Annotated in this window: 14 protein-coding genes and 1 pseudogene; 4 read left to right on the forward strand and 11 right to left on the reverse strand. The window is 73.4% G+C overall.

Going from position 1 to position 13,426, the window contains the following annotated elements; translation table 11 throughout:
- Positions 1–54: 54 nt before the first annotated feature.
- Both HHX41_RS05460 and HHX41_RS05465 read right to left on the reverse strand, forming a co-directional pair.
- The gene (locus HHX41_RS05460; RefSeq protein ID WP_182905040.1) at positions 55–999 is read right to left on the reverse strand and encodes a sugar kinase; all 945 of its coding nucleotides are present in this window, start codon (positions 997–999) and stop codon (positions 55–57) included.
- Complete coding sequence (locus HHX41_RS05465; protein ID WP_182905041.1) at positions 996–1,628, reverse strand: bifunctional 4-hydroxy-2-oxoglutarate aldolase/2-dehydro-3-deoxy-phosphogluconate aldolase; 633 nt, start codon at positions 1,626–1,628, stop codon at positions 996–998. Before HHX41_RS05465 ends, HHX41_RS05460 begins: the two co-directional genes overlap by 4 nt.
- Positions 1,629–1,925: 297 nt before the next feature.
- On the opposite strand from HHX41_RS05465, the gene HHX41_RS05470 reads away from it, so the two are divergent.
- Positions 1,926–2,792 carry a DUF72 domain-containing protein gene (locus HHX41_RS05470; protein ID WP_169983964.1) on the forward strand — a complete coding sequence of 289 codons (867 nt, stop codon included), beginning with the start codon at positions 1,926–1,928 and terminating at the stop codon, positions 2,790–2,792.
- On the opposite strand, the gene HHX41_RS05475 is transcribed toward HHX41_RS05470, so the two are convergent.
- The 4 genes from HHX41_RS05475 to HHX41_RS05490 form a co-directional block, all read right to left on the reverse strand.
- On the reverse strand, positions 2,793–3,959 hold the full coding sequence (locus HHX41_RS05475; protein ID WP_169983965.1) for a methyltransferase: 1,167 nt from the start codon (positions 3,957–3,959) through the stop codon (positions 2,793–2,795). It lies immediately after the preceding gene.
- Between the two features lie 77 nt (positions 3,960–4,036).
- Complete coding sequence (locus tag HHX41_RS05480; RefSeq protein WP_182905042.1) at positions 4,037–4,747, reverse strand: hypothetical protein; 711 nt, start codon at positions 4,745–4,747, stop codon at positions 4,037–4,039.
- Positions 4,744–5,082 (reverse strand): PadR family transcriptional regulator, encoded by a 339-nt coding sequence (locus tag HHX41_RS05485; protein ID WP_169983967.1) that lies wholly within the window; start codon positions 5,080–5,082, stop codon positions 4,744–4,746. The genes HHX41_RS05480 and HHX41_RS05485 overlap by 4 nt, the downstream gene beginning before the upstream one ends.
- Positions 5,083–5,112: 30 nt before the next feature.
- Positions 5,113–5,835 (reverse strand): CPBP family intramembrane glutamic endopeptidase, encoded by a 723-nt coding sequence (locus HHX41_RS05490; RefSeq protein WP_182905043.1) that lies wholly within the window; start codon positions 5,833–5,835, stop codon positions 5,113–5,115.
- A 260-nt stretch (positions 5,836–6,095) separates the two neighbouring features.
- Here HHX41_RS05490 and thrS point away from each other — a divergent pair.
- A pseudogene (gene thrS, locus HHX41_RS05495) lies at positions 6,096–7,334 on the forward strand (threonine--tRNA ligase); the annotation flags it as partial.
- Positions 7,335–7,374: 40 nt separating this feature from the next.
- On the opposite strand, the gene HHX41_RS05500 reads toward thrS, so the two are convergent.
- Positions 7,375–8,424, reverse strand: a complete 1,050-nt coding sequence (locus tag HHX41_RS05500; RefSeq protein WP_182905045.1) for an LCP family protein — start codon at positions 8,422–8,424, stop codon at positions 7,375–7,377.
- A 2-nt stretch (positions 8,425–8,426) separates the two neighbouring features.
- Entirely contained in the window at positions 8,427–9,005 is a 579-nt protein-coding gene (locus HHX41_RS05505) for an RNA polymerase sigma factor (RefSeq protein ID WP_259400644.1), read from the reverse strand.
- 128 nt (positions 9,006–9,133) lie between these two features.
- Here HHX41_RS05505 and HHX41_RS05510 point away from each other — a divergent pair, with 128 nt between their 5' ends.
- Together HHX41_RS05510 and HHX41_RS05515 are read left to right on the forward strand one after the other, a co-directional pair.
- Entirely contained in the window at positions 9,134–9,790 is a 657-nt protein-coding gene (locus HHX41_RS05510; RefSeq protein WP_310741787.1) for a PadR family transcriptional regulator, read from the forward strand.
- Between the two features lie 168 nt (positions 9,791–9,958).
- On the forward strand, positions 9,959–10,618 hold the full coding sequence (locus HHX41_RS05515) for a class I SAM-dependent methyltransferase (RefSeq protein ID WP_169983973.1): 660 nt from the start codon (positions 9,959–9,961) through the stop codon (positions 10,616–10,618).
- A 48-nt stretch (positions 10,619–10,666) separates the two neighbouring features.
- On the opposite strand, the gene HHX41_RS05520 is transcribed toward HHX41_RS05515, so the two are convergent.
- From HHX41_RS05520 to HHX41_RS05530, 3 genes are all read right to left on the reverse strand, one after another.
- Positions 10,667–11,179, reverse strand: a complete 513-nt coding sequence (locus HHX41_RS05520; protein WP_182905048.1) for an SRPBCC family protein — start codon at positions 11,177–11,179, stop codon at positions 10,667–10,669.
- 91 nt (positions 11,180–11,270) lie between these two features.
- Positions 11,271–12,500, reverse strand: coding sequence for an MFS transporter (locus tag HHX41_RS05525; RefSeq protein WP_259400645.1), 1,230 nt, complete (start codon positions 12,498–12,500; stop codon positions 11,271–11,273).
- A gap of 105 nt (positions 12,501–12,605) precedes the next feature.
- Positions 12,606–13,424, reverse strand: a complete 819-nt coding sequence (locus HHX41_RS05530; RefSeq protein ID WP_182905050.1) for a glycerophosphodiester phosphodiesterase family protein — start codon at positions 13,422–13,424, stop codon at positions 12,606–12,608.
- Positions 13,425–13,426 lie beyond the last annotated feature (2 nt).

The following is a 13,426-nucleotide window of genomic DNA, read 5'->3' on the forward strand; positions in this document are numbered from 1 at the left end:
TCCATACGGTCGGGGGCCGCCCGAGGTTCCCTCCGGCGGCCGCCGCGCCGCGTGTCAGCGCAGCGGCTCCCCTTCCGGCAGGGCCAGGGCGGGCAGCTCCGCCCGGGTGGGCAGCCCTTCCCAGTCCCCGGCGCAGGCCACGGAGGCGGCGCCGAGCAGGGTCGCCCGTTCGAGCCGGCCGTACGCGTCGAGCCCGTCGAGCCGCCCGGACAGGTATCCGGCGGTGAACGCGTCGCCCGCGCCGACGACGTCCACGACGGGCACCCTGCGCGCGGGGACGTCGAAGGAGGTGCGCCGGTCGTGGTAGCCGGCGCCCGCGGCGCCGCGCTTGACGACGACCTCCTCGACTCCGGCCTCCAGCAGGGCCGCCACTTGGTCGCGGTCGCCGTCGCCGTCCGCCACGAGGGCCAGCTCGTCGTCGGACGCGATCAGCACGGTCACGTACGGCACCAGCGGGCGCAGCGCTCGCGCGGCCGCCTCCCGGGTCCAGAGCAGGGAGCGGTGGTTGACGTCGAGGCTCACCCAGGCGCCGGACCGGCGCACCTCGCGGGCGGCGGCGGTGACGGCCTCCAGCGGCGCGGGCCCCAGCGCCGGCGTGATGCCGGTGAGGTGCAGGCCCGCCTGACCCGCGTCGACGGCGGGCCGCACCTCCGTCCAGGACAGCGCCGAGGCGGCCGAGTCCCTGCGGTAGTAGTGCACGCGGGCCCGGCCCCCGGCGGCCACGTCCCGGAGCAGCAGGCCTGTCGGGGCGTCCGTACGCCGCACGACGTGGTCGGTGAGGACGCCCTCGGCTCGCAGTGTGCGCAGGACGAGCTCGCCGGGCTCGTCGTTCCCGAGGGCGCCGGCCCAGCGGGCCGTGTGCCCGAGGCGGGACAGGGCGATCGCGACGTTGGCCTCGGCGCCGGCCACGGACACGCGCGCGTCGCCGCCCAGGCGCAGCGATCCGGCGCAGCGGACCGTGACCATCGCCTCGCCGATCGTCAGGACGTCCGCCCTCATGGCGCGCCCACCAGGCCGAGCGCCTTTCTCACGCGGCGGCGCAGGCCGTCCAGGTCGCCGCCGCGCGGGGCGTCGCCGAGCAGCGGCGAGCCGAGACCGACCGCGACGGCGCCGGCCTCCAGATAGTCGTGCACGCTGTCGAGGCCGACACCGCCAACCGGAACGAACGGCACGGCGGGGAACGGGTCGCGCAGCGCGCGCAGATAGGAGGCCCCTCCCGCGGAGGCGGGGAAGAGCTTGACGGCGGCGGCGCCCCGCGCGGTCGCGGCGATGACCTCGGTGGGGGTCAGCGCCCCGGCGAGCACGGGCAGTCCGAGGCGCAGCGCCTCGTCCACTCCTTCGCCCAGGCCGGGCGTGACGACGAACGTGGCGCCCGCGTCCCGGGCCGCGACGGCGTCCCGTGCGGTCAGCACGGTTCCGGCGCCGAGGTGCACGTCCGCGCCCAGGGAGGAGGCCGCCTTCCGGATGACCGGCAGCGCGCCGGCGCCGCTGAGCGAGACCTCCATCAGGGTCACGCCCTCTTCGGCGAGGACGTCGATGCTGCGCAGCGCCGCCACCGGGTCGTCGCCGCGGACGATGGCCAGGAGCCGCCGGGCGCCGAGTAGGTCGAGCAGATCGTGTGGGTGCACGCGGTCACCATTCTGCGTAGGAAGCGGCCGGGTGGCGCCGGCTCGGAGAGCGCCGGCGCATGGCCCTGCTTGTCGGCCTCACGATGCCCAGCCTCGGGTCGGTCGGCCTCAAGCCGGCCGGCCCGGCATGGGCGGCCGTGTCATCGTCTACCACATCTGCGGCCGCGGGTGGTGCTCCGAGCCGCTCTGACAGCCGATTGCGTCGGTCCGACGTGTGGCTGGGCGAGGCGTCCGCGGACGCGGGGCCGCAGGACCTGCGCTCGGAAGCTGTCGCCCGTCTTGGATAGCGTCTGGGCCATGCGGCTTCATGTGGGATGCGCGATGTGGACGCACGCGCCGTGGCGGGGGCGTCTGCTGCCGCATCCGCTTCCTCCCGGGGAGCGGCTGCGGGCCTACGCGACCTGGTGCAACGCGGTTGAGGGCAACACCACGTTCTACGCGACGCCCTCGCGGGACACGGTCGAATCGTGGGCGCGGCAGACCGACCCCGGCTTCCGCTTCGTGGTCAAGCTGCCCAAGCCGATCACCCACGAGCGCCGTCTCACGGGGGCCGACGAGGACCTGCACGCCTTTCTCGACGCGATCGAGCCCCTGGGCCCGCGCGCCCACGCGCTGTGGATCCAACTCCCGGGCTCGTTCGGCCCGGCGGACACCGGCGCGCTGGCGGCCTTCCTCGGCCGCCTTCCCCGTGCGTACCGGTACGCCGTGGAGGTGCGTCACCGCGCGTTCTTCGACGACCCCCGGGCCGTACGGCTCCTGGAACGCGTGCTGACCGGGGCGAAAGCCGAGTGGATCCCGTTCGACACGACCGTCCTGTTCCGCAGCCCGCCGACCAGCGACGCCGAACGGGACGCCTGGACGAAGAAGCCGCGCGTGCCGCTGCGTACGGCGGCGCTCACCGACCGCCCGATCGTCCGCTACATCGGCCGAGACGACCCGGAGCGTACGGCCGAGGGCTGGCGGCACTGGGTGGACGCGGTGGCCGGATGGCTGCGCGAGGGCCGCTCGCCGACGGTGTTCGTCCACACGCCCGACAACGCCGACGCGCTGACGCTCGCCCGCCGGTTCCACGACGACGTGCGCGCCGAGGTGCCCGGCGTGGAGCCGCTGCCCGAGCCTGTTTCGCAGGGACCGGCGCCGGACGAGCCGCTCACCCTGTTCTGATCACCGTTTGACGGCCCGCAGCACGACGAACTTCGGGTCGCTCGCGACGACCTCGCAGCCGCCGAAGAGCCGGCGCAGCTTGACGTGGTAGCCGAGGTGGCGGTTGCCGACCACCCACAGCTCGCCGCCCCGGCGCAGCGCGGCGCGCGAGCCGTTGAACATCCGCCAGGCGGTCGCGTCGGTCCTGCCCCGGTGGCTGTGGAACGGCGGGTTGTTCAGGACCAGGTCGGCCGTGCCCGGAGGGAAGCCCGACAGGCCGTCGGCCGCCACGAACCGGGCGGTTGCGCCCGCCGGGGCGTTCGCCCGGAAGGTGGCCTCCGCCGAGGCCAGCGCCTGGTGGGACTCGTCGACGAACGTCACCTCGGTCTCGTCGCCGGCCAGCGCGGCGGCGAGCCCGACGACCCCGTTGCCGCAGCCGAGGTCGACCACGTGCTCGCTCCCCGTACGCGCGGGCAGGTTGCGCAGCAGGAGCCGGGTGCCGGCGTCGAGGCGCTCGGCGGAGAAGACGCCGGCGTGGTTGACGACGGTCAGGCCGGAGACGACCCCGACGTCGGCGGGCAGCGCGTAGCTCCGCGGCCACGGGCTCACACCTCGGGGCAGCCCGGCGCCGGGCGAGCAGAAGATCAGCCGCGCCTTCTTCACCGCCAGCGAGGTCCGGGTCGGCCCGAGGACGCGTTCGAACAGCTTCAGCGTCGAGGTGTGGATCTCGGTGACCATCCCCGTGCCGACGACCACGGTGCCCTCGTGCACGTGCGGGGCGAGGCGGTGCAACTGGTCCTCCAGGAGGGCGAGGCTCTTGGGCACCCGCACCAGCAGCACGTCGATCCGTTCCGGCGGCGCGTCCCTGGTCGTGCGCAGCCTTACGGCGCTCGCGTCCAGGCCGTTGCGCTCCAGGTTGGCGCGGGTGGCCTGCTGACCGAGGAAGGAGTCGCTGATCTGGACCGGCCGGTGGACGGGGCGGTGCGCGGCGAGGGCGGTGACGAGGGCGCCCCACCGATCGCCCAGCACGACCACGGTCCCCGACAGGTCCACCGGCCCGCCCTCGCGTTCGTCGAGGTGCCGCAGCAGGTATTCGTCGGCCGCGTCCCACGCGCGGAGCGGGTCGCGGGGGTCCTCGGGAAATCGGGCGAGGTCGAAGTCTCCCCGCGCCGTCGTCATACGGTCCATCAGAGCCTCAGGCTAGTGCCGCGGCCGACAAGGTTCGCCCGGGCGAGGATCGGCGGGAGGGGCACGAGTGCCCCGGCTCAGGGACGGCGGCGGGCCATCCAGAACCACATCGACGCCAGGGCCGCGATCGCGACGCAGGCGCCGACGGCCATGCCGGCGAAGAAGCCCGCCCCGTCACCGTCGGACGGCGCCAGCACAAGCCCGGGCGCGACCAGGGCGAGCAGGGCCACGGCCATCAGCAGGTAGAAGCGCCGGCTGAAGAAGACGCTGCTCCGGGGCGCCGCGGGCGGCGAGTCGAGCTGCGCGGCAGGTCCCACGCTGGCGGCCCTGGGCCGCTTGAAGTACCGGTAGTACATCCAGGTGCCGCAGGGCTCCCAGCCCTCGGGCGCCAGCCGCGCCGCCAGCGCGCGGCCCCCGCCCGGAGGCACCAGTTCCCTGCGGTACTCCCATCGCTGCGGCCGTTCCGGATCGCGGTGACTGACGAACCTGCCGAGATGGTCGATCCGGTCGATCTCCCAGCCCTGGTCGCCGAACCGGGCCAGCGTCTGCCGGTCGGCGAAGATGTCCGCGGTCCACCGCCATTCGGTCGCGTCCGCCGGGTCGGCCTCGGGCGCGCGCGCCGTCAGCAACTGCCCCGCGAAGTCGCCGACCGGCCCGAACTCCTCCTCCGGGTCGGCGCCGGTCTCCGCGACGTACGCGGCGAGGTCGGAGACGGTGGCCTCGACCTGCTCCGCGGGCACGCCGCCCTCGCGCAACAGGGCCTTCAGCTCGTCGAGGTAGGTGATCACTTCAGTCCTCCCGAGGCCAGCACTGTGCGTACGGACTCGTCGAACGCCAGCCACAGGCGGCCCTGCTCGGCCAGCGTCTGCCTGCCCTGTTCGGTCAGCCGGTAGTAGCGCCGGCCCGGCCCGCGCTCGGTCACCCGGAACTCGGCCGACACCAGGCCCGCCTCCTCCAGGCGGTTGAGCACGGGATAGAGAGTGCCGCCCCGGATCTGGCCGAGCCCGGAGCCGGCCAGCATCTTGGCGATCTCGTAGCCGTAGTTCTCGCCCTCCGTCAGGGTGGCCAGCACCAGCAGGTCGAGGACGCCCTTGAGCCAACTCGCGCGGCGGTCGGTCGCCATGACGTCATCCTCGCACGGTAGGAGTACTACCTAGACCGCTTGACCGACCGTCCCCCGGGGAGGTGCCGGCAGGCACACGAGCCCCCGGACGTCGATCAGGACGTGCATCACGATCGGCAGCAACAGGCTGCCGGTCGCCAGGTACACGGTGGTGAGCCAGAAGCCGAGGAGAGCCACCACGGCCATGCCCTTCCAGCCCTGGTACCAGTGGCCCGCCACGAAGACCGCCAGGGCCAGGGCGGCGGCCGCGGTGGTGCTCAGGCCCAGGGCGCCGACGCCGAGCGCGATGAGCAGGCCACGGTAGACGATCTCCTCGCAGACGCCCGCGGTGACCGCCATGCCCAGGCCGTGCCACCGCTCGGCGGAAGTGCGGGGCATCAACTCCGCCACGGCCGCCTGGCCCGGTACGGCGCGGCCGGAGCGGGCCAGGCGGTGCAGCAGCACAGTGCCGATCACGATGGCGCCGGTCATGCCGGCGACCGCCGGGGCGATCTGGCTGAGGTGGGTCGGCGTCGCGAAGCCCAGATCCGCGGGGCGGATCCCCGGCGACAGCACCAGGATCAGCGCCGCCACGGCGACCCAGACCCACTCCTCGGCGATCCACAGCCGGTACGCGTGCACCAGCGCCCGGGGGTCGTGGTCGCGGCGGCGCGCCAGCCGGTCGTACTGCCGCCTGCCCAGCCACGGGGAGACGAAGGCCAGATAGGCCGTCAGCGGGGCCGCGAGGAGAAGGCTCGGAGCCGAGAAGCTCATGGATTGCCGCCCTTCTTACGTCAGGTTCACGAGCTAGACGATAGAGCGAGCTAGTTAGGATTGCAATCTAGGTAGAGGGATAACTACTTCAGGGACGATCATCGGCTGTGCTAGCGTTCGCGGCATGATGCGCGCGCTGACGACGACGCCGGAGACCGTCCCGGCGCGCTGACACGTACCTTCACCGAAGCCCCGGGGCGAGTGCCCCGGGGCTTCGTCGTCGTCCGGTCACTCGCCTCGCCGCGGACGAACGCGAGGAGACCGCGATGCACGACCACCGCAAGCTGGGCCGCGAGCTTGGCCTGTTCGACACCGACCCGCTGATCGGCGCGGGGCTGCCCTACTGGCTGCCCGACGGCGCCGTCATCCGGCACACCCTGGAGGAGTACATCCGCGACGCCGAACGGCGGGCGGGCTACCGGCACGTGTACTCCCCCGTGCTGGGCAAACGGGAGCTGTACGAGATCTCGGGGCACTGGTCCCACTACAGCGACGACATGTTCCCGCCGATGGACCTCGGGGGCGAGCAGGTCGTGCTGCGGCCGAGCCTGTGCCCCCATCACGCGTTGATCTACCGCTCCCGCTCGCACAGCTACCGCGAGCTGCCGCTGCGCGTCGCCGAGCTGGGCGGCATGTACCGCTCCGAGCTGTCGGGCGTGCTCGGCGGGCTCACCCGGGTTCGGGCGATCCAGCTCAACGACGCGCACATCTTCTGCACCCTCGACCAGGTCGCCGACGAGGCGGCCGGGGCCCTGGAGCTGATCCGGCAGGCGTACGAGGTGCTCGGCATCCGCCCGGTCCGCTACCGGCTCTCGCTGCCGGGGGCCGGCGGGAAGTACGTCGCCGCCCCCGAGATGTGGCGGCGGGCGACCGCCATGCTGACCGGCGTCCTCGACCGCTCCGGGCTGGCGTACGAGGCCGTGGAGGGCGAGGCCGCGTTCTACGGCCCGAAGATCGACGTGCAGATCGCCGACGGCGCCGGGCGCGAGGCGACCCTGTCCACCGTGCAGGTCGACTTCCACCAGCCCGAGCGGTTCGACCTGCGCTACGTCGGCCCGGACGGCGGCAGGCACCGGCCCGTCATGGTCCACCGCAGCATCATCGGCAGCGTGGAGCGGGCGGTCGCGCACCTCATCGAGGTGTACGGCGGCGCCTTCCCCACCTGGCTCGCCCCCACCCAGGTCGTGGTCCTGCCGGTGACCGAGGCCGAGGCGCCCCCGGCCGAGGCGCTCGTACGGCGCTGCGCCGAGCTGGGCCTGCGGGCGGAGGTCTCCGGTCCCGAGCAGGGCAGCCTGGGCGCCCGCGTCCGGGCCGCCCGGCTGGCGCCGTACCAGGCGGTGATCGGCGCGAAGGAGGCCGGGAGCGACCAGGTCGCGCTGCGCCTGCGCGACGGGCGCGCACTGGAGGCGATGCCCGCCGCCGAGGCGCTGGCCCGCATCGGCGCTCTCGCCGAGGCCCGCGCCGCCGACCTGTGGGAACCGGCCGTCCAGCGGGCCTGACCGCGCGCTGACGACGCTGACGCCCCCCGGCGCCACGGGTTCACTCGTCGGCGAGTTGTGCGAACAGACGGGAGGCCTCGGGCTGCTTCCACTCGATCCGGTTCGGATCCCGCTCGGCGGGCCGCCACGGCACGGTCAGGGCCGTGACCCGGGTGCCGGCCCGCTGCACGTCCACGGCCAGCGTGAGCATGGCGTCCAGGTCCAGCCCCGCGTCGGTGGTGACCGACGTGGCGGCCACGCGGACGAAGGAGACCAGGGCGGCGGGCTCGCCGAGACGAGAGGCCTTCTTCAGCATCGCCTGCATCAGGGTCATGTTCCGCTTGATGCGGGCGATGTCGGAGCCGTCGCCCACGTACCGCAGGCGCGCGTACGCCACCGCGGTCCGGCCGTCGACGAGGGAGCGGCCCGCGGGGAGCTTGAGCTTCGACTTGGGGTCGTCCACCGCGCGGGGGAGGGTGACCTCGACGCCGCCGAGCGCGTCGACCAGCTTCGCCAGGCCGTCGTAGCGGATGGCGACGGCGTGGTCGACGCGCACGCCCGTCGTGGTCTCCACCGTCTTCCACGCACAGGCCAGGCCACCGATCGCGTACGCCTGATTGATCATGTCGACGTGCGCGGCGACGGTCCGGCCGTCGGCGGACCGGCACTGTGGGATCCGGACCAGGGAGTCGCGGGGCAGGCTGACGGCCGTCGCCCGCTTCCGGTCGGCGGACAGCCGCAGCAGGATGATGAGATCGCTGCGCTCCGCGGGGTTGCCGCCGTGCAAGGGCGGCTGGTCGGTGCCGAGGAGCAGCACCGTCAACGCCTCGCCCTGCTTGAACGGACGGTCTCCCGTGGCCGGCGTCAGGAGGTGCGCGCCGGTGCTCCCGCGCAGCAGCACGGTCGGCACCACGATCAGCGCGGCGGTGATCGCCGCGACCGCTGCCAGGGCGATCCAGCCCGCCCGGCGGCCGCCCGGCCACCTCGCCGGGCGCCGCCTGCGCCCGCCCGCCGCCTCGTCGAGCAGGCGGCTTCGCTGGCGTACGAGACCGGCGGGAGGCTCGTGCTCGAGACCCCGGCCGAAGTCGCGGAGCGTCGTGAGGTCGTCCATGGTCACTCCTCGTCCCGCAGCGGATTGGTGTGGCCGAGCGCCTCGCGCACCTTGCGACGGGCCCGGTTCAGGCGTGAGCGCACCGTGCCCACGGGGATGCCGAGTGCCTGCGCCACCTCGTCGTACGACAGGTCCGCCCACGCGATGAGCAGCAGGACGTCGCGGTCGCCCTTCGGCAGGCGCGCGAGCGCGGAGGCGAGCAGCGGGCGGACGGCCGTCGCGCGCACGCCGTCCTCCACCCGTTCGGCGGGGGACTCCGCGACGTCGTCGAGAGGACTGCGGGTGAGCGCGCGATAGCGCGCGGCCTCGTCGCGGTGGTGCCGGGAGACGAGCTTGCTGACGATGCCGAACAGCCAGGGACGGGCGTCCGGGCGGGTGAGGTCGTAGCGGTCCCGGCGCCCGAACGCGACGAGGAACGTCTCACCCACCAGGTCCTCGGCGACCTCCGGACCGAGTCGGCGGGACACGTAGCGGTAGAGCATCGCCGCGTAGCGGTCGAACAGCGCCGCGAACGCCTCGGGCCGCGCCCTTGACTCGGCGATCAGGTCCGAGTCCTGGCGTGGGGTGGCAAGGGGGATCATCAACGACACCATGGCATCGAGCCGGACCTAACTTCGGGAATCTGACAGCCATGTCTCGCCACTCGTGCCGCTGGGAGTTCACGGGCGCTACTCGCCGACGTATACTCGCGAACGAGTATCAGGATGGGGTGAGGCACTTGGCCGGACGGCGGAAGGTGAACAACCTGCTGGGCCTGGCCGTGCTCGCCACCGTCGTCGAGCGGCCGATGCACCCGTACGAGATGGCCACGCTGATCCGCGCCCGCGGCAAGGACCGCGACATGGGCGTCAAGTGGGGCTCGCTCTACACGGTCGTGCGCAACCTGGAGAGACACGGGTTCCTGGCCGTGGAGGAGACCGTGCGGCAGGGGGCGCACCCCGAGCGCACGATCTACCGCATCACCGACGCCGGACGGGCGGAACTGGCCGACTGGGCGCGCGACCTGATCGCGACGCCGGAGCGGGAGCAGTCACGTTTCCAGGCCGGTCTGTCGGTGGGCGCCGTGCTGCCGCCGGACGAGCTGGCCGGCCTGCTGCGCCGGCGGCTGGCCCTGCTGGACGAGGACATCACCGCCCAGCGGGAGATGCTCGACACCGCACGCCGGGAGGTGCCGCGGCTGTTCCTCGTGGAGGCGGAGTACGAACTCGCCGTTCGTGAGGCCGAGGCGTCCTGGGTCCGCTCCTTCCTGGAGGAGCTGACCGCGGGGTCGTTCCCCGGCCTGGACCTGTGGCGGGCCTGGCACGAGTCCGGGCGGATGCCGCCGGAGGTGGCCGAACTCGCGGAAAGGGGCCGTACGACGGACTGAACTCGCAGGAACGGACCCCGGCGAGGTGCGGGAACACCTGGCCGGGGCCCGTGACCCCCGAACCGAAACCGCGGGCGGAATCCGGCCGGAAGGTGGCAACCGCAAGGATATCCGGGCTCCCTCCGCGGGCCGGTTCGGACACGCATGATCCGGAACCGGAGGAGAACCATGGAAAAGATCACGAAGACCCGGGCGCCCGGCATGGAGGGCGCGATGGCCCGGTGGTACGCGCGGCAGCGTGCCTCGGCGCCCCAGATCGCCGTCGTACGGCGGTACGCCGCGCGGGTCACCGCCGGGCTGCCGGCCGGGGCGGCCGTCCTGGAGGTGGCTCCCGGGCCCGGTTACCTGGCCGTCGAGATGGCACGGCTCGGCTTCGCCGTGACCGCGCTCGACCTGAGCCGCACGTTCGTGGAGATCGCCGCGGACAACGCCCGGCGGGCGGGGGTGCGCGTCGACGTGCGGCGGGGTGACGCCGCCGACCTCCCCTTCCCCGGCGGCTCGTTCGACCTGGTCGTCTGCCAGGCCGCGTTCAAGAACTTCGGGCGGCCCGTCCGCGCGCTGGACGAGATGCACCGGGTGCTGCGTCCCGGTGGCACCGCGGTGGTGCACGACATGACCAGGGAGGCGTCCCGGGCCGACATCGACGAGGAGGTCAGGGGGATGGGGCTGACGCCGCTGAACTCCGTCCTGACCAAGGTGCCGCTGCTGATGCTGCGCCGCCGCGCCTACTCCCGCGACCTGTTCGCCCGCTTCGCCGCCGAGAGCGCGTTCGGCACCTGCGAGATCCGCACGGAGGGGATCACCGCCGAGGTCCGGCTGACGAAGTAGGTCCGAAGATTCCGGGGTGGGGTTCCCCACTCCGCCCCGGGCGTCCGGTCAGACGGACGCGGCGGTCATCGCGTCGAGCGTCTCGGTCATGTGCTTGCGCAGCTCCTCGAGGCGTACGTCGAGGATGATCGGCGCGATCTCCGGGTGGCTGTGGATCATCTCGCGCAGGCCGCTGTGCCCCGGGCCGTGCACGAAGCTGTGCCGCACCAGGGTCTGGCCGGGAAGGTCGCCGGGCTCGAGGTCGTAGCGCCAGGACGACGAGGGGCGCTCCGGGTCGGCGGCACGGTCGAGCACCAGCCAGGCGAACGAGCGCTGGTGCTCGACCTCGGTCACGACGCAGTTCACCGTCCAGACCCGGCCCTCGCGGCGGTTGCGCCCCTCGAAGCGCGTCCCCACGGTGACCGGTCCCTCGCCGCCGTCGAGCAGGGCGGTGTGCTCGCACTCGGGGCTCCACTCGCTCACCCGGTGGACGGCGGTGACGAGGTCCCACAACCGCTCCTGCGGCATGTCGACGACGACCTCGAGGTCCACCCGCGCGCCGGTGATGCCGTAGTCCTCCATGCTGACCTCCGTGTGCGGCGTCCCGTCCCCCTCACCATGGACCACCGGCGTGCCGGTGAACAGACCCGCCCTTATCGCAGAATGCGCGGTTTCAGGACACGGCCGCGACGGCCGCGGGCTCCTCGTCGGCGACCCGCAGCCCGCGTACGCCGGGGGCCAGCAGCGCGGCCAGCGTGACCAGCACGATGATCGTCCCGCAGGCGACCAGCGCCGGCCGCGGCCCGACCGCGATGGCCGCCGGCCCGGCCAGCAGCAGGCCGAGCGGCCCGAACATCAGGGATCCGAGCGCGTCGTAGGAGCTCACCCGCGACAGCGACTCGGCCGGGATCTCGCGTTGCATGGTGGTCTGCCACAGCACGCCGAAGATGTCGAAGCACACCCCCATCACGAACGCGCCGCCGATGACCGTCCACAGCGGCGCGCTCATGCCCAGCAGCAGGTACGGCAGAGCCGTGGGCAGGGTGACGAGCGTTCCGATCAGGATGGGCCGCCGCGGCCGCAGCCGCAGCGTGACGACCACCCCGACGATCATGCCGACGGCCTCGCCCGCCAGGACCGCCGACCAGGCGGGCGCCCCGCCGAGCGACTCCTTGGCGACCAGCGGCCCGAGCACGCCGTGGGCGGCCTGCAATGCCATGACCAGGATCGAGAACTGGGCGACCACCACCCACAGCCACTGCCGGGAGACGAACTCGCGCCAGCCGGACCGCAGGTCGGCCAGCACCGAGTGCCCGCCGGCCGAGCTCCGTTCGGCGGGGGTGAGGCGCAGCAGCGTGATCAGCGCGCCGGCCGTGGCGAACATCGCCCCGCTGACGGCCAGCGCCCACCCTCCGCCCAGCAGCACCACGGCGGCGCCGCTCAGCACCAGGCCGGCGACCCGGGAGATGTTCTGTCCCAGTCCCAGCAGGGCGTTGGCGGTCTGCAGCCGGTCGGCGGGCACGACGTCGGGGATGATGCCGGTCAGGGCGGGGAACAGGATCGCGGTCGCGATGCCGCTCACCGCGCTCGCGATGACCAGCGCGGGCAGCGGCGTCCATCCCGTCAGCATCATTCCGGCCAGGCAGAAGTACGCCAGCGCGTTGATCGACTCCCCCGCCGTCATGACCCGGTGGCGCGGCAGCCGGTCGGCGATCACCCCGCCGACCAGCATGAAGAGCACCATCGGCAACGCCTCGGCGGTGAGCACGGCCGACAGCGTCCTGCCGTCCGCGCCCGGGAGGCCGAGCACGCCGAAGGCGAGGGCCACCGGCGCGAAGGCGGTGCCGAGTACGGAGATCGTCCGGGCCGCCAGCAGCAGGGCGAACCGCCGATCCCTGAGCATGCCGAGATCATGGCGGAAGCCAGGCATGAGAGAACTCCGGATGACGTGGAACACGAAGAGGGGGACACTCCATCGTGCCGTCCCCGCTCGCGCCCGTCACCTCATTTACGCCGCAGGCGCGTCGACGGCGGAGGAGGCGGAATAGCGGCGGCATCTGCCGTCGAGCCAGGCGCGGTAGTCGGGGGTGTGACTGGTCATCACGCTGGTGGGGGCCTCGTCGAACACGGCCTGCCATCGGGGCGCGTTGAGCTGCCAGGGGGGTGGTGGTTCGTCCCACGCGACGCCGTCGGTCCACTTCGCCGCCGAACCTCGCAGATGCCCGGGCAGCCGGTCGGCGAGCTTCGCCTTGATCCACTGGTCCCGTGAGTAGACGAGGATCGGCTGGGCGTGCTGCCGCTCGACGACGGGATCGACGATCTCCCGCCACGCGGAGGGTCCGTACGCGGGGTCGGCCAGGACGGGCGCCGCGGACTTCTTGATCTCGAGCAGCGCGACCAGTCCCCGGGCGCGGACGTGGTCGAGCCACTCCCGCAGCGTCGGCACGGGCTCGCCCGCGTAAGGGCCGCGGGCGACGCGGCGGTCCCGCAGGTCGCCCGGCCCGTCGGCCCACCAGGTCTCGCGGATCTCCTGCCGGGGGCCGGTCAGCCCGTTGGTCGTCCTGTTGTGCCACATGACCGCCTTCGCGCCCCGCCTCGTGAGCTGGACGTCGGCCTCCACACCGTCGGCGCCCCACGACCACTGGTCGTCGACCGCCCGCAGCACGTTGGGCTGACGGATCGCGTCCTTCGCCTTGGCCCCGGCGCTCTTCGGGTAGCCGCCGTGACCGAAGACCAGCGGGCACGGCGGCAGGTCCGTGGGGGGCGCGGGAGCGGCGAGCACCGCGACCGCGAGGGTCAGCGCGACACCCGCACATGCCCCGGTCATCG

The sequence above is a fragment of the Microbispora sp. H13382 genome, from assembly GCF_014161445.1.
Lineage (GTDB): Bacteria > Actinomycetota > Actinomycetes > Streptosporangiales > Streptosporangiaceae > Microbispora.